This is a genomic window from Paraburkholderia sediminicola (genome assembly GCF_046030555.1).
GTDB classification, from domain to species: domain Bacteria; phylum Pseudomonadota; class Gammaproteobacteria; order Burkholderiales; family Burkholderiaceae; genus Paraburkholderia; species Paraburkholderia sediminicola_E.
Genome location: NZ_JAQQCH010000004.1, coordinates 291,807 through 305,966, shown reverse-complemented (window position 1 = coordinate 305,966; position 14,160 = coordinate 291,807). Strand labels below are relative to the sequence as shown.

The following is a 14,160-nucleotide window of genomic DNA, read 5'->3' as shown; positions in this document are numbered from 1 at the left end:
CGCCTCAGTCGGCGCAGGCCCACAGCAGATAAAACTCGCGTGCGCCGAACTCTTGCGGCGGATCGAGCAACGGCTCGACGTAACGCGTGATGCCTACCTGCCCGAAGCCGGCGGCGATGCAGGCCGCTTCCAGTGCGGCGGCATTGTCGACGGTGAAGCCATATTTGGCGAACGGCATCTCTGCGGCGGCCTCGGGTGTGACGGCCGCGATCACCAGCACGCCGCCCGCGCGCAACACGCGACGCGTTTCCTTCAGGCTGGCGATCAGATCGGGCCAAAAATACGTCGTGTTGATCGCAATGGCTTTGTCGAATAAGCCGGCGGCGAAGGGCAAGGACATGACGTCGGCCGTTTCGAGCCACGCGCGGCCATCGCGGACGAAGGCCGCGTTGCGGCGGCGCGCTTCGGCGATCATGGTCGGCGATAGATCGATGCCGGTGTAGCGGAGCCCTGCCGCCTGATCCAATACCGATGCGATATGACCGCCGTTGCCCAGGCCGATCTCGAGAATCCGCTCATTCGCGTGCAGGTCGAGCAGGTCGAAAGACGCGTCGATGATAGCCAGGTTTGTGCGCTCGAGCATGTCGCCGACTGCCACGCCGATCTCGCCTGACGGGCAGGCGAGTTGCGGAAGCAGAACACTTTCGTCGAGATTGGCGACGAGCTCGCCTGCTGCGTCCGGGGATGCATTCATGTTGAATCTTCCATGACAGGTTGCGCCAGATGCAGCGGCGCGGATGCGCGACGTGAGGTCGCGACGTCCTTAATTAATGTCATGAAAGTTGGACTGGCGAGCATCCAATCCGTGTGTCTTTGATCTACGACAAGGTGGCGGGCGGAGGGTTTTAGGAGCGACGCGAAGCGTATCCGAGATAAAAGACCTGCCGATTCATCTATGCCTGCCCAACTCGACGATCAAGCCGAAAAGAACGCCACAGCCGCAGTGACCACGCCCGCCGCCGCAATACCGAACGAGAGATTGCGCAGCCATTTCTTGCGGGTCAGCAATGTGATCGCGGACAAGGCGATCGCAACCTGAATCAAGGTCGTGGCCTGCGCCCAGCGATGATGGCCGTGCAGCAGCGCTTCACTTTTAGCGTCGTTGTCCACGACGTCCTTTTCGATTGCTTCAGCCTTCGTGCGGATCGGCTCTTTTTGCTGCTTGTATTTGTCGACGTCGGCGAGGAATTTTGCATGTGCATCGGCATTGCCGAGCGACAGCGCAGCGCCGAGTTCCGCGAGATTTTCTTTCTCGCCCTTGGCCTGGTAGTAGTTCCATTGATTGGACGCCTCGGTCTTCTTGATGGCGGCTTCGTTCTTGTAGTACAGCGCCAGATTTTCGCTGTTGCCGCTCTGGTAGGCGCACAGCGCGCCGATCGTCGCGAGGATCGCCGTCATCACGGCCATGCGGCTCGCAAAGGGATCGGCGTCGTGGTGGCCGGCGTGTTCAACCGCATGGTCGTGCGGACCATGCACTTCATATTCTTCAGACATCTGATTCTCCGAGCGAAGCTTTTCTTGTGGTCTTTCGGGCGGCGCGCATGATGACGACACATGCGCGGGCAGCGCTGCTTACGCGGGGCGCCGGCCCGGCGGGCTCAATCTTAGCGTGAGGTGCCCGGTGATGGAAAAGGTATCGCGGGAGGAGACGCCAACGAGCGACGTCAATGAATGCCTGCGGCCAGCCATGTCCGTACGAACGGGATCACGTGCTCGCCGGCGAGCATGCCGAGCAACCCGACCAGAGCAACCGTCGGCGGCGCGGGCGATTTCACCTGCATCACGCTGTAGACCAAACCGACCACGACGCCGGCAACGAGCGAGATCAAATACGCTTTCATGTTTGTCCTACCCATCTGAAATGCGGGCTGCCACGCCCGCCGGTCGTTTCGGCAATTACATCGTGATGACGACGCGGCCGCGCGTGCCGGCGGCCACCGCCTCGTAGGCTTCGCGTGCCCGTTCGAGCGGGAATGCCTGCGCGATGGCCGGCGCTTGCAGCTTGCCGCTTTCGAAGCCTTCCACTAGCGCCGTCATCAACGGTGCCGATTCGGCGACGCCCAGCTTGGCGCTGTCCACGCCGAGCAGTTGCGTTTCGTTGTGATAGAAGTCGATCAGGTCGAATTCCACGCGGCGCTTAGCCGTGGCGCTGATTTCCAGCACCCGGCCACGGCGTTTGGCGAGGCTCAGCGCGGTCTCGAACGCGACGCCGCCGACCGAGTCGTACACCACGTCCGCGCCGGCGCCGCCGGTCAATGCCTTCAGGCGCGCGGTGACGTTTTCGTCGAAGGGAACGTAGTCGTCGATCAGGCGGCCCGCGGGCGTATCGGCAGAAAGCGGATGACGGTCGATGGCGATCACGCGAGCGCCCCGCGCTTTCGCGATCTGCACCACCGCGCCGCCGACGCCACCGCCTGCACCAATCACAGCAATCGTTTCGCCCGCTTGCAGGTGCGCGTACTCGATTGTGCCGAGCCACGCGACCACGAAGTTCACGCCGATCGCGGAGGCTTCGGCATGACTGAGCGTGGCCGGTTTGCGCGACAGGGCGGCGAGCGGAATCTTGATGAACCCGGCGTGCGTGCCGTCGCGTGTGAAGCCGATGTCGCCGCCGGTGCCCCAGACTTCGGCGCCGAGCCATGCCTGTGGGCCGTCCACCACGACGCCGCTGAAGTCGCGGCCAGGCGTGCGCGGCAGTGCCGTATGGTCGAAGTGGCCGGCCACGTTCTTGACGTCGCTCGGATTCACCGAAGCCGCCTTGACCTGCACGACGGCGCTGTCCGCGTCGGCTTGGGGCGTCGGCAGATCGATGTACTCGAGCACGTCGGGATTGCCAAAAGTCTTGAACTGGATCGCTTTCATTGCGTGTCACTCCTGTCGGGTCGTTCGCTGCGTCGTGCAGCCAATGACCGTAGTCTAGATGGCGGGTACGAAGGCGTTGAGACAAAGACTTTCGAATTTCGGACAAAACGTGCTGTGGGTTAGCTTACCGACCGCGCCAGTCGCCGTTTGGCCGTCAGCGCGAAGGGCTCACCTTTCAGGGTGCAGTTTGTCTTGCGCCTGCTCCAGCGAAGCTTCGGAAACTGCCTCGTTGAGGGTCGCGCTCGGGTCGAAGCCGCTTGGCGCCGCCCCTAACTCGCGCCTGAACATGTCGCTGAAGCTGCTCGGCCGGAAACCGAGCGAGTGCGCGATGTTGCTGACCGGGCGTCCTTCGGCGAGGCCGGACACGGCCACCGCCAGTTGCACCTGGCGCCGCCATTCGGCAAAGCCGACGCCCAACTCCCGCGTGAAGAGACGCGCCAGTGTGCGCACGCTGGCGCCGACCGATGCTGCATGCTGCTCGAAGCTGATCGCGTTCGATGGGTTGTCGATCACCGCACGACACAGTGCATCGAGCCGCCGGTCCGACGCATCGGGCAGCGCGATGCGTAGCGACGAGCGCGGCGCGTGCGCCAGCTCCAGCATCGCGAGGCGATACGCGGCTTCGAGATAGGTTTCGTCGCGAGCATGGGTGTGCTCGTATTCCGCAATCGATGTGATGAGTTCGCGCAGCAGGCCGTTGATCTCGAACACGTCGCTGCGCCGGCTCAGATGGCCGACGTTGCGCTCGTGGAGATAGATATTGCGCATCTCCACTTCGCTCATCATGTGGATAGAGTGGACCGTGCCGGCTGGAAGCCAGACCGCACGCTGAGGCGGCACGACCAGCGCTTCGCGGCCGGTTTCTACCCACATCACGCCCGATACCGCATACAGCACTTGCGCCCACGTATGCGAATGCGGGTCGATGCGCAGCCCACGCGGGTAGCGCCGCGCGAGCGAGCGGGCGTTGTCGTCGTCGTGGAGTTCGGGTGGGCGGGCTTTGGGCACGGCGGTTCGGCTCGCTGTTCGCGGTCGCGCATGGAGATTGCGGACCTTGGCGGTCCGTGTGCAAAGCATAGCGCGAGGCGTGGGGCGGTGGATATTGCCACGTTCCGCAACCGGATGAGCGGTCGGCTGCCGGGCGGCGGCGACGCCGGCTCAGGTGCGTGCAACAGCGCTGAGGGTGTTTAGGGGCACGGTGCCCCGGCCCGCTTACGTGCGATGTCCCATCACCATCAGCAGTAACGACAGGGTCACCACCGACCCGACCGTCGACAGCAAAATCGTGCGCGACGTGATGTGCGCCTCACGCTGGTAAAACTCAGCCAGCATGAACGGGCCGGTGCCGGTGGGCAGCGCGGCCAGCACGACGGCCATCTCGACCAGCGCGGGAGAGAGCCCGAACACGCGCGCCGCGAGCCACCAGGTCAGCGCCGGCTGCGCCAGCAGCTTGACGCCGGTCAGCAGCAACGAGATGCCGTGCGCGCCGGCTTCGGATGGACGCTTTTCCGCGAGGAACAAACCGAGGCTCACCAGTGCGCAGGGACTCGCGGCGCCGCTCAACAGTTTCAGAAAGGTCTCCGCACTGTGCGGCAACGCGACGTGGGTGCTCGCGAACAGCACGCCCGCGATCGGCGACACGATCAGCGGATTGCGCGCCAGCGAACCCAGCACTTTCAAACCCAGCTTGTGCGGCGTGCGTTCGGTCTGTAAGCCGACTTCGATCAGCACAATGGCAAGCGCAAACAGCACGCACGCGACGAGGATCGTGGCGATCGTGGTCGGCGTCAGGCTGGCTGAGCCAAACGCGATCACGCCAAGCGGAAAACCGATGTAGCCGGTGTTCGGATACGAGGCCGCAATCGCGTCGACGCTCGCATCGGCCAGATGCCGGCCGCTCATCATGCGTACGACGAGAATCGGCAGAAACACGCCGATGCACCCGATCGAAAATGCCGCGACGAAGGCCGGCTGATAGAGCTGCTGCCACGTGGCATGCGCCATCGTGTCGAACAGCAGGGCCGGCAGCGCCAGCCAGACCACGAAGCGGTTCAGCTCGGACGCGCAGTTCGGTCCGAGCACGCCGCGCCGGCGGCATGCAAAGCCCGCGACAATCAGGCCGAATACGGGAAGCAGAATCTCAAGAGTGGCTAACATCGGTGCAAAAGGCGTGGGCGGACAGAGCAATGCGCCAGCGTAGTGGCTCGCGTTGATACAATCCAATACTGTTTTTCGCCTTCAACAATACCTTTTTTGCATCATCATTCAGCCTGAGGGCGTCGTGATCGATATCAAGCCGCTACGCTACTTCGTGACACTCGCCGAGATGCGCCATTTTGGCCGCGCGGCGGCACGCCTGAATCTATCGCAGCCGCCGTTGAGCCGGCAACTGGCGGCACTGGAGGCGAGCCTGGGCGTGACGTTGCTCGAACGCAGTCCACGCAGCGTCACGCTGACCGCGGCAGGCGAGCGCTTTTACGTCGATGCGAAGGCCATCCTCGCGTCGGTGGAGCAGGCGGTCAGCAACGCGCGAGCCGCCGCGCACGGAGATGCCGGCAAGCTCACTATCGGCTTCACGATGTGTGCCGCGTACAACGTCGTGCCCGGCTATGCGCGTGTTTTCGGCGCCGTGTTTCCCGAGGTCGCATTGAATCTGCGCGAGGTCGTCTCGAACGACCTGGCCGCGCAACTGCTGGCCGGCCAGATCGACGCGGCGATCATGTTTCCGAACGTGCCCGACAAGGGCATCGCGACGCGGACAATCCTGCGCGAACCGCTGTGTGTTGCGTTGTCGCGCAGCCATCCGCGTGCACGCGCGCGGCGGTTGAAGATCGCGCAACTGGCGGGCGAGCCGTTCGTGCTGGCGTCCGAAGAAGTCGCTCCCACGTTGCGCGCGACGATCCTTGAGCATTGCCGTTCGGGCGGCTTCGAACCGGATATCCGCTTCGAAGTGCAGTTGCAGCAGACCGTGCTCAGTCTTGTCGATGAAGACGTGGGGGTGGCGCTGGTGCCGGCCTCAATGCGCAAGGCACAACTCGCGGGTGTGGTGTTCCGGCCGCTGATCGATGCGCCGCTGATCGAGCAGGTGCTGGCGTGGTCGCCGGCGAATCGTAACCCGTGTCTGGCGCGGTTTCTTGAGCTGGCGTGAGGGGGGAAGCATTGATGCGCGGCGCGAGCGCCGCCAGGATTTTGGCATCGAACCTGGCGCGCAAAAAATCTGCGATCATCCCAGGCACGCTTCGACGCCTCTTAACCCCAAGCGTTTGCGCCAACCATCAGCCCGCCTATGCCCACCCACCCCACGCTCCTCACCACCGACCGCCTGATCATGCGTCCACATACGCGCGACGATTTCCTCGAGAGCTATGCGATGTGGTCCGATCCCGAGGTGATCCGCTATATCGGCGGCAAGCCGTTCACGCGCGAAGAAGTCTGGGCGCGCCTGCTGCGCTACGCCGGACATTGGGCGATGCTGGGATACGGTTACTGGGTGGTACGGGAAAAGGATAGCGGCCGCTTCCTGGGCGAAGTCGGCTTCGCCGACTATCACCGTGAGATCGAGCCTTCGTTGATGGATACACCAGAAATCGGCTGGGCACTGGACCCCGCCATGCACAACCGCGGCTATGCGACCGAAGCGGTGCGCGCCGCACTCATTTGGGCCGATGCGCATTGGCCGTACGGCGACACCGCCTGCATCATCGCGCCGGAAAACCAGCCGTCACTGAATGTCGCGCACAAGTGCGGTTACCGCGAACAGCACCGCACGACATACAAAGGCAAGCCGACCATCGTGCTGCGGCGAGCGGCAAGCGTTGCCTGATTCGCCGCGCGGCACGTCGTCATCTGAAGTCGCTTAAGTCGCTTAAGTCTCGTCAGCCTGCGAAGCCTCGAAATTGTCGAGCCGGTTGCAGGCTGGCCCGCTCGCCGGCATGCAACCGACCCGCGCACCAACCTGCAACCGACCCGCGCACCCCGGCTGCCTTATTGACCGCTCTCGCTCGCCGCCGCCCGCTGCCGTGCGATCAGGTCCACCAGCCGCTCAACCTGCTTGCCCTGCGCGTCGAAGTTGCCAGCATCGAGCCAGCGCACATAGCTCGGACGTAGCGCGGGCCATTCGCTGTCGATGATCGAAAACCACGCGGTATCGCGATTGCGGTCGTGATACACGATCGCTTGCCGGAAGATCCCCTCGAACGTAAAGCCATAGCGCAATGCTGCTGTGCGTGACGGTCCATTCAGCGAATCGCACTTCCATTCGAAGCGGCGATAGCCGAGGTCGTCGAACACGTGGTTCATCAGCAGGAACATCGCTTCGGTGGCGATGCGCGTGCGCTTCAGGCGCGGCGAATAGGTGACGTGCCCGACTTCGATCACGCCGTTCGTGCGGTCGATGCGCATCAACGCCAGCGTGCCGACTGCCTTGCCGGTCGCCAGATCGATCACCGCGTGGTGCAACGGATCAGGCGACGCGGCCATGCGCGTCAGATGCTCGCGATATGCGGCGAGGCTCTCGAACGGCCCGACGTTCAGGTAGGTCCAGTCGCGGCCATCGGGCGCCGAACTGTAGGCTTCGTACAGGTCGGCCGCATGGCGTTCGACATCCACCGGTTCGATCCGGCAATAGCTGCCCACCAGCGGCTCGCGGCCGGGTGCCTGGGCGCCTTTCCAGCCCGGGACGGGAGCGCCGATCGGCTGCTCGAATGCGTTGCGTCTGGGTTCCATGCCTGCTCTCCTGTTAGTCGTGGACGATCGTCGGTTATGGAGAACAATACGGCAAACGTGGTATGTTAAAAAGATCCACGGGAAGAGTATTTGATAGGTCCAGCCGACATGATCGAGATCATTGGCCCCCTTACCACCCCGGCCGCCGCGGCTGCTGCCAGGAACGGCGAAAAGTCCGCGCCGCTGCAAAAACAACTGATCGAGCGTTTGCAGCAGGCGATTCTCGCAGGCCGTTTGCCGGCAGGCTCGCTGCTGCCTTCGTCGCGCTTGCTGGCTGCCGAGATGGGCGTATCACGAAACACGGTGGTGATCGCTTACGAGCATCTGGCCGCGGTCGGCTATGTGGTGGCCGAAAAAAAGGGCACGCGCGTGAGTCCGCTCTCCAGCCCCGCCGCACGGGGTGAGCCGCAGACGCCGTCGGCCGCGCCAGAGGTTGCCTACGCGGCGCGCGTCGAGCAGTTTGCGGCGACGCGCACCCACGCCGACGACACCTTGCCGCTCACACCGGGCACGCCCGCGCTGGACCGCTTTCCGCTGGCCGCCTGGCGGCGCGCGCTAGAACGTTCGATGGAACACGCGTTGCCCCTCGCGCTTGGCTACGGCGCACCGACGGGCGAACCGGCGTTGCGCGACGCGATCGCCGCGCATCTGCGGATGGCGCGCGGCGTGCGCTGCGAGGGCTCGCAGGTCGTGATCACCGAAGGCGCCCAGGAAGCGCTGAACCTGTGCGTGCGGCTGTTCACGAATCCTGGCGACATCGCCTGGGTCGAAGATCCGGGCTATCGCGGCGCCAAGGCCGCGTTCAATCTTGGCGACTTGACCATGGTGCCGATACCGGTCGATCCCGAGGGTATCGCCGTACCGCCCGACGCGTGGCAGACGCATACGCCGAAGCTGATCTACACCTCCCCCGCGCATCAGTATCCGACCGGTTCGGTGTTGTCGGTGGCGCGCCGCCTGGAGCTGATCGCGCAGGCGCGGCGCTGCGGCGCCTGGCTGATCGAAGACGACTACGACGGCGAATTCCGTCATACCGGCGAGCCGATCGCCAGCATGCAAGGCTTGGTGGAGGATGCGCCGGTGTTGTACGTCGGCTCATTCAGCAAAACGATGTTTCCGGCGCTGCGCATCGGTTTCGTGGTGCTGCCGCGCGTCATCGCGGCGCACACGGCAGTTGCGATGCAGGAAATGCTGCGCGGCGGGCATCGGCTGGAGCAGTTGGCGCTGGCGCATTTCATCGACAACGGCGAGTTTGGACGGCATCTGGGTCGCATGCGGCGTTTGTATCGTGAGCGCCAGCAAGCGTTGCGCGATGCGCTCGCCGCACATTTCGCGCCGTCGCAGATTCTGGGCGGCAATTGCGGCATGCATCTGACGCTTCGCTTGCCGCCGCACATTTCCGATCGGACCCTCGCTGAACGCGCGCTTGCCAGGCGGCTGAACCCGCGTGCGCTTTCGGGTTTTGCGTTGCAGCAGCGCGAGGAGGCGAACGGCCTGGTGATCGGCTACGGCAGCACGCCGGCCGAGCAACTGACGCTCGCTGTCCGCGTTCTGGCCGAGCTGGTGCGCGAGATGGCGTGCGAGTCGGGCAGCGGTCGGTAAGGCTGGCGGCCGCCAGACGCGCCGTGTAAGTTTTTACGTTTGTCCGCGTGACCCATGTCGCGCTATCGTGTCATTTATGCGCGGCGATTTGGAAGTACGCGATATCGACGAATCGCCCGCAGGTCATGCCCAGCCTGCAGGCGTGCAACATCGCGTGACGTGCGGCGTTCGCCCGCCGGGCCGCTATCGAGTTCGGGCATGAAGAATGCCTTTGTTGTGGTTATCTATGACGATCTATCCGACCGGAGACGACATGAAGGAAATCGAACCGACTGCGTGGTTTGAGCTCGCCGCTCACACGCCTGTCCGTGAAGGCTGGTACGAAGTGCAGTTGACGAGCGGGGACACGGCATTTGCGAAGTACGGCGACGGGATATGGACTGAGAAACCGCTGCTGGTCTTCACACACTGGCGTGGCCTGTCCGCCGATCCAGCGAAGGCTGCCGAAGGCGAGACCGAATCGATCGCCGCGGAGGCCACCGCCGCTCAGGGCGTGCGCGCCGCATGGAACGCATTTTTCCCAGGGCTCGGCGAGGAACAGCACAAACCGCTGGACGCCATCCCGAACGGCAAAGCCCCACATTGACTGACTGAATGCCTGGGCGGCGGCTTACCCGCTGCCGCCCAGCGATCTCTGCCAGTATTGTCGATACGCCATGTTGGCCTACCGGCAGCAAATCCCACTTGACGACCCTCGACCTCTGCGGTGGTATGTGCGGCGGCTTGCGCGTCCCCGCTACAATCTGCCTGATCCATTCGAAGCGGAAAAGCACGTATGAAAGTCACACGAGAACCCGTGGCCTTGTCGCGGGCAACGCAGTTACTGAATCATGGGCCGGTCACGATCATCACCAGCGCGCATGGCGGCCGCTCGAACGTGATGGCGGCATCGTGGGCGATGCCGCTCGATTTCACCCCGCCGAAAGTCGTTGTGGTGGTAGACAGCCGCACGCTCACGCGGCAACTGATCGAAGCGAGCGGCGTGTTCGGGCTCCAATTGCCGAGCCGCGGGTTCGCCGCGCAGACGCTGGCGGTGGGCTCGAACGCAGGCGCCGAAATCGACAAGTTTTCGGCCTTCGACCTCGAGACGTTCCCCGCACAAGAAATCGATGTGCCAATGCTAGCCGGCTGCATCACGTGGATGGAATGCAAGGTCATTCCGGACGATAGCCAACGGCACGATCTGATCATCGGCGAAGTGGTCGCGGCCTACGCGGACAGCCGCGTGTATTCGAACAATCGCTGGCACTTCGGCGACGACCCTGATCTGCGCACGTGCCACTACGTGGCGGGCGGGACGTTCTTCGCCACCGGCGACGCGTTTGAGGTTGACCCGGTAGTGAACGGCGCGGCAGATTAATAGGTCTGTGGCGGCGCGCCAGCATGTTGCGGGTGCCCGCTGCACCCACTCGCTACGCCCGCTATTTCTGTCGCAGAAATTTACCGGCTTTCTGTTCCAGCAGCGCGACGAGTTCGGGCTGCATGAACGCATAGTCGTCGGGGATGTCGAGGCAAATCACTTTTTTGCCATTCAGACACGCACGGAATTTCGCCGATAGCCGCGCTCGATGCGCTTTCTCCATGACGAAGACGACGTCGGCCCAGCGAAGCTGCTCGGACGAAAGCGGCACGTCGGCATCCGCACCGAGTCCGGCCGAATCGGTTTCGACGTTGGGCCAGGCAGCGAATACCTGCTCGGCCGTCGGGCTGCGCAGGCGGTTCTTGCTACAGACAAACAAAGCGCGCATCACTGACTACCTGGCCAGGTTTCCGTTCGGGGGCAAACGCGTCTCACGTATTCCCATCGGCAAACGCCGTGAGCGCATCGCCCGCCAGCCGGTAGCGGACCCATTCGCTTTGCGCGCTCGCGCCGATTGATTCGTAGAAGCCGATTGCCGGCTCGTTCCAGTCGAGCACGCTCCATTCGAAGCGCCCACAGCCTGTTTCGCATGCAATTTGCGCGAGGTGGCGAAGCATCTGTTTGCCGGCGCCGCTGCCACGCGATGTCGGCGATATATACAGGTCTTCCAGATAAAGCCCTTGTTTGCCGAGCCACGTCGAATAGGAAAAGAAGTACACGCAGAAGCCGATCGGCTCACCGTTTATTTCGCAGATCAAAGCCTTCGCGGCGGACGTGGCGGAGAACAGGCTCGCTTCGATGTCGCTAACGGTAGCCACAACTTCGTGTTCCGCTTTTTCATACACCGCGAGTTCGGTGATGAAGCGGAGAATCAGGGCGGCGTCGGGTGCGTGGGCGGGGCGAATGTGGATGGTCAAGATGAGGTGCTCGGTCGGTTTATGGTGCGGATCGAAGTTTGGCGAGTACGCGTACGCATCGGATCAAACATGCTTCGTGTCGTTTATTCTACTGCCCAGGCCAGCGAGCGCCGGCAGGGGGTTACCTATCGCGACGCGCAATGCGAGTTCCTGACTTCGTCGTCGACACCGTACAGCGCCCAGCCGATGATTCATGCATATTGCCTGAGTCGCCTCACAGAAGCACAAACCAAACTACTAGACGAACAATTGCACTGCGTAGAAGGCGATATCGGCTGCGGCCAGCAATAACAGCGCGCACATTCGTTCGTCGAAATTACGATTGACGTCCCCTCGCAAAATCGTTTACTGTCGATCCATGGACTTCCACTCGATTCCCTTCGCTGCCGTCACCACCACGACGACCACCTTCACCGGCGGGTCGTCTGGAGGTTGCGCACGCTAGAAGTACGAAGCAGTGGCAGACCACCAAAGGCCCCGCCGGAAACGGACGGGGCCTTTGGCGTTTCTGGACCTCCGTTTGCGGCATCGATCTGCAGCATTTGCAACATCAAACCAAACGGAGCGTGACTGTGAACGACATCGATCATCGTGTACTGGGCAATAAACTCGACCTCTTCCATCAGCAGGAAGAAGGTCCCGGCATGGTTTTCTGGCACCCACGCGGCTGGGAGCTGTACCGCTTGCTGGAAGACTATATTCGCGCCCGCATGCGGCGCGCGGGTTTTCGCGAGATCCGTACGCCGCAATTGCTGGCGCGCTCGTTGTGGGAGAAAAGCGGCCATTGGGAGAAGTTCGGTGCGGCGATGTATTCGTTTGCCGACGCGCAACAAGGCCCGGTGGAACAAGGCGCCGCGGAACCATGCGATACGGAAGAGGGGCGCGTGTTGTGTCTGAAGCCGATGAGTTGTCCGTGTCACGTGCAAGTGTTCAACCAGCGCGTGCGGTCGTATCGCGAGTTACCAGTTCGCTATAGCGAGTTTGGCGCATGTCATCGTGATGAACCTTCCGGGTCGCTTGAAGGGCTCAAGCGTACGCGTGCGTTCGTGCAGGACGATGCGCATGTGTTCTGCACGGAGGCGCATATCGAGGCCGAAGTTGGCCGCTTCTGTTCGCTGTTGCGTGCTGTCTATGCGGACCTCGGTTTCCCTGACTTCAAAGTAGCGCTCGCCACGCGGCCCGCGATGCGCGCGGGCAACGATCAAACGTGGGATCGCGCGGAAGAGGCGCTCGCCAATGCTGCGCGTGCGGCGGGCCTCGAATTCGACGTACTCGAAGGCGAGGGCGCTTTTTACGGCCCGAAACTGGAGTTTCATCTGAAGGACAGCCGCGAACGCAGTTGGCAATGCGGCACGATCCAGCTCGATTTTGTGCTGCCCGAGCGGCTCGACGCGGAGTTCGTCAACGAGCGCAACGAACGCGAGCACGGCGTGATGATTCATCACGCCGTGCTCGGCAGTATGGAGCGTTTCATCGCGATGCTGCTCGAACACCACGAAGGATGGTTGCCGGTCTGGCTCGCGCCCGAGCAGGTCGCGGTGGCGACGATCAGCGATGCGAACGCGGCCTACGCGCAAGAAGTGATGCAAGCGCTCGACGACGCCGGCATCAGAGTGCTACTCGACGGTCGACCGGAACGATTGGAGAAGAAGATCGTCGACGCACGCGAAAAGCAGGTGCCGATTTTTGTGGCGGTAGGTTCGCGCGATGAGCGCGACCGGACGATCAGCATCCGTATGCGCGACGGGCAGCAGTCGACGCTTGCGCTTGCGGAGGGTGTCGAACATTTGCGGCTGGCTGGGCTGCCGCCTCCGTTGCGATCCACGCTATGACGGATAGTCCATCACCGGTTGGCGTGTGTTTGCCGCCGGTGATGGCGGCCCCTTAGATCTCCAATACCCCGGCCGCCATGAAGCCACCATCCACCGGCACCGTCTGGCCATTCACATACGACGCCTGTTCGGAGCACAGGAATTGGACCACCGCGGCGATTTCCGCAGGGACGCCATAGCGCTTCGCTGGCACCGCGCGCGTGTAATTGTCGCGCGCGACTTGCGAATGCAGATCGAGGGTCATCGGCGTGTCGATCGGCCCCGGCGCGACGCCGTTGGTCGTGATGCCGTATTCGGCGAGCTCGATCGCCATCTGTCGCGTCAGGCCGACCACCGCGGCCTTCGACGTGCCGTAGGCGGTGCGTCCCGAACTCGCCCGCAGTCCGCTGACGGACGCGATATTCACAATCCGTCCCCAGCCGTTCTTGCGCATCAGCCGCGCAGCGTGCTGGCCGCACAGCATCGGCCCAGTGACGTTCACCTCGAAGACCTTGCGCCAATGTTCGACCGGATAGTCGAGAAACGGAAATGTCTTCGCGATGCCGGCATTGTTCACCAGGATGTCGCAGCGGCCGAACTGGCTCTCGATCGTGCTAAACGCCGCATCGATCGACGCTGGCGCCGACACGTCAAGCTGCATGGCATACGCTTCGTGCCCGGCTGCGCACAGTGAGCCGGCGAGATCGTTCGCAGCATGCCCGTTGATGTCGCCAATGAAGACGATGTGCCCGGATTCAGCAAGCTGCTGCGAAATGGCCGCACCGATGCCGGCGCCGCCGCCGGTGACGAGCGCGACGCGCGGATGAGTGAGGGAAGACTGGCTACGGCGGGAAGTTTCAGTAATCAGATTCACTGCGAACTC

At 63.1% G+C, this 14,160-nt stretch carries 16 protein-coding genes; 6 read left to right on the top strand and 10 right to left on the bottom strand.

What is annotated here, in order from left to right; genetic code table 11:
- Positions 1-4: 4 nt before the first annotated feature.
- The 6 genes from PQQ52_RS09025 to PQQ52_RS09000 form a co-directional block, all read right to left on the bottom strand.
- On the bottom strand, positions 5-694 hold the full coding sequence (locus PQQ52_RS09025; RefSeq protein ID WP_408209354.1) for a class I SAM-dependent methyltransferase: 690 nt from the start codon (positions 692-694) through the stop codon (positions 5-7).
- 221 nt (positions 695-915) lie between these two features.
- A complete protein-coding gene (locus tag PQQ52_RS09020) occupies positions 916-1,494 on the bottom strand; it encodes a DUF4337 domain-containing protein (RefSeq protein ID WP_408209351.1) in 579 nt (192 codons plus the stop codon).
- 170 nt (positions 1,495-1,664) lie between these two features.
- Positions 1,665-1,841 carry a DUF1427 family protein gene (locus PQQ52_RS09015; protein WP_408209348.1) on the bottom strand — a complete coding sequence of 59 codons (177 nt, stop codon included), beginning with the start codon at positions 1,839-1,841 and terminating at the stop codon, positions 1,665-1,667.
- 55 nt (positions 1,842-1,896) lie between these two features.
- A complete protein-coding gene (locus tag PQQ52_RS09010) occupies positions 1,897-2,862 on the bottom strand; it encodes a quinone oxidoreductase family protein (protein ID WP_408209345.1) in 966 nt (321 codons plus the stop codon).
- Positions 2,863-3,030: 168 nt separating this feature from the next.
- Positions 3,031-3,870 carry an AraC family transcriptional regulator gene (locus PQQ52_RS09005; protein ID WP_408209342.1) on the bottom strand — a complete coding sequence of 280 codons (840 nt, stop codon included), beginning with the start codon at positions 3,868-3,870 and terminating at the stop codon, positions 3,031-3,033.
- A 204-nt stretch (positions 3,871-4,074) separates the two neighbouring features.
- Complete coding sequence (locus tag PQQ52_RS09000; RefSeq protein WP_408209339.1) at positions 4,075-5,019, bottom strand: AEC family transporter; 945 nt, start codon at positions 5,017-5,019, stop codon at positions 4,075-4,077.
- Positions 5,020-5,143: 124 nt separating this feature from the next.
- Between PQQ52_RS09000 and PQQ52_RS08995 the strand changes: the two genes are divergently transcribed.
- The gene (locus tag PQQ52_RS08995; RefSeq protein ID WP_408209336.1) at positions 5,144-6,010 is read left to right on the top strand and encodes a LysR family transcriptional regulator; all 867 of its coding nucleotides are present in this window, start codon (positions 5,144-5,146) and stop codon (positions 6,008-6,010) included.
- A 138-nt stretch (positions 6,011-6,148) separates the two neighbouring features.
- A complete protein-coding gene (locus PQQ52_RS08990; protein WP_408209334.1) occupies positions 6,149-6,685 on the top strand; it encodes a GNAT family N-acetyltransferase in 537 nt (178 codons plus the stop codon).
- Positions 6,686-6,846: 161 nt separating this feature from the next.
- On the opposite strand, the gene PQQ52_RS08985 is transcribed toward PQQ52_RS08990, so the two are convergent.
- Positions 6,847-7,587 carry a GNAT family N-acetyltransferase gene (locus PQQ52_RS08985; RefSeq protein WP_408209331.1) on the bottom strand — a complete coding sequence of 247 codons (741 nt, stop codon included), beginning with the start codon at positions 7,585-7,587 and terminating at the stop codon, positions 6,847-6,849.
- A gap of 108 nt (positions 7,588-7,695) precedes the next feature.
- On the opposite strand from PQQ52_RS08985, the gene pdxR reads away from it, so the two are divergent.
- From pdxR to PQQ52_RS08970, 3 genes are all read left to right on the top strand, one after another.
- Positions 7,696-9,189, top strand: a complete 1,494-nt coding sequence (gene pdxR / locus PQQ52_RS08980; protein ID WP_408209328.1) for a MocR-like pyridoxine biosynthesis transcription factor PdxR — start codon at positions 7,696-7,698, stop codon at positions 9,187-9,189.
- Positions 9,190-9,442: 253 nt separating this feature from the next.
- On the top strand, positions 9,443-9,775 hold the full coding sequence (locus PQQ52_RS08975; protein ID WP_408209325.1) for a hypothetical protein: 333 nt from the start codon (positions 9,443-9,445) through the stop codon (positions 9,773-9,775).
- A gap of 189 nt (positions 9,776-9,964) precedes the next feature.
- On the top strand, positions 9,965-10,549 hold the full coding sequence (locus PQQ52_RS08970) for a flavin reductase family protein (protein WP_408209323.1): 585 nt from the start codon (positions 9,965-9,967) through the stop codon (positions 10,547-10,549).
- A 61-nt stretch (positions 10,550-10,610) separates the two neighbouring features.
- Here the strand turns inward: PQQ52_RS08970 and PQQ52_RS08965 are convergent, their stop codons facing one another.
- Together PQQ52_RS08965 and PQQ52_RS08960 are read right to left on the bottom strand one after the other, a co-directional pair.
- Positions 10,611-10,937 (bottom strand): low molecular weight protein tyrosine phosphatase family protein, encoded by a 327-nt coding sequence (locus PQQ52_RS08965; RefSeq protein ID WP_408209321.1) that lies wholly within the window; start codon positions 10,935-10,937, stop codon positions 10,611-10,613.
- Between the two features lie 43 nt (positions 10,938-10,980).
- Positions 10,981-11,466: a GNAT family N-acetyltransferase gene (locus PQQ52_RS08960; protein ID WP_408209318.1), complete on the bottom strand. Its 486-nt coding sequence runs from the start codon at positions 11,464-11,466 to the stop codon at positions 10,981-10,983.
- Between the two features lie 542 nt (positions 11,467-12,008).
- Here PQQ52_RS08960 and thrS point away from each other — a divergent pair.
- A complete protein-coding gene (gene thrS / locus PQQ52_RS08955; RefSeq protein ID WP_408209316.1) occupies positions 12,009-13,298 on the top strand; it encodes a threonine--tRNA ligase in 1,290 nt (429 codons plus the stop codon).
- Between the two features lie 52 nt (positions 13,299-13,350).
- Here the strand turns inward: thrS and PQQ52_RS08950 are convergent, their stop codons facing one another.
- Positions 13,351-14,151 carry an SDR family NAD(P)-dependent oxidoreductase gene (locus PQQ52_RS08950; protein WP_408209315.1) on the bottom strand — a complete coding sequence of 267 codons (801 nt, stop codon included), beginning with the start codon at positions 14,149-14,151 and terminating at the stop codon, positions 13,351-13,353.
- Positions 14,152-14,160 lie beyond the last annotated feature (9 nt).

Bases quoted from the DNA above. Each gene is read 5' to 3' on its own strand.
- PQQ52_RS09025 (WP_408209354.1), bottom strand. From the start codon at position 694: ATGAATGCATCCCCGGACGCAGCAGGCGAGCTCGTCGCCAATCTCGAC.
- PQQ52_RS09020 (WP_408209351.1), bottom strand. From the start codon at position 1,494: ATGTCTGAAGAATATGAAGTGCATGGTCCGCACGACCATGCGGTTGAA.
- PQQ52_RS09015 (WP_408209348.1), bottom strand. From the start codon at position 1,841: ATGAAAGCGTATTTGATCTCGCTCGTTGCCGGCGTCGTGGTCGGTTTG.
- PQQ52_RS09010 (WP_408209345.1), bottom strand. From the start codon at position 2,862: ATGAAAGCGATCCAGTTCAAGACTTTTGGCAATCCCGACGTGCTCGAG.
- PQQ52_RS09000 (WP_408209339.1), bottom strand. From the start codon at position 5,019: ATGTTAGCCACTCTTGAGATTCTGCTTCCCGTATTCGGCCTGATTGTC.
- PQQ52_RS08990 (WP_408209334.1), top strand. From the start codon at position 6,149: ATGCCCACCCACCCCACGCTCCTCACCACCGACCGCCTGATCATGCGT.
- PQQ52_RS08985 (WP_408209331.1), bottom strand. From the start codon at position 7,587: ATGGAACCCAGACGCAACGCATTCGAGCAGCCGATCGGCGCTCCCGTC.
- pdxR (WP_408209328.1), top strand. From the start codon at position 7,696: ATGATCGAGATCATTGGCCCCCTTACCACCCCGGCCGCCGCGGCTGCT.
- PQQ52_RS08975 (WP_408209325.1), top strand. From the start codon at position 9,443: ATGAAGGAAATCGAACCGACTGCGTGGTTTGAGCTCGCCGCTCACACG.
- PQQ52_RS08970 (WP_408209323.1), top strand. From the start codon at position 9,965: ATGAAAGTCACACGAGAACCCGTGGCCTTGTCGCGGGCAACGCAGTTA.
- PQQ52_RS08965 (WP_408209321.1), bottom strand. From the start codon at position 10,937: ATGCGCGCTTTGTTTGTCTGTAGCAAGAACCGCCTGCGCAGCCCGACG.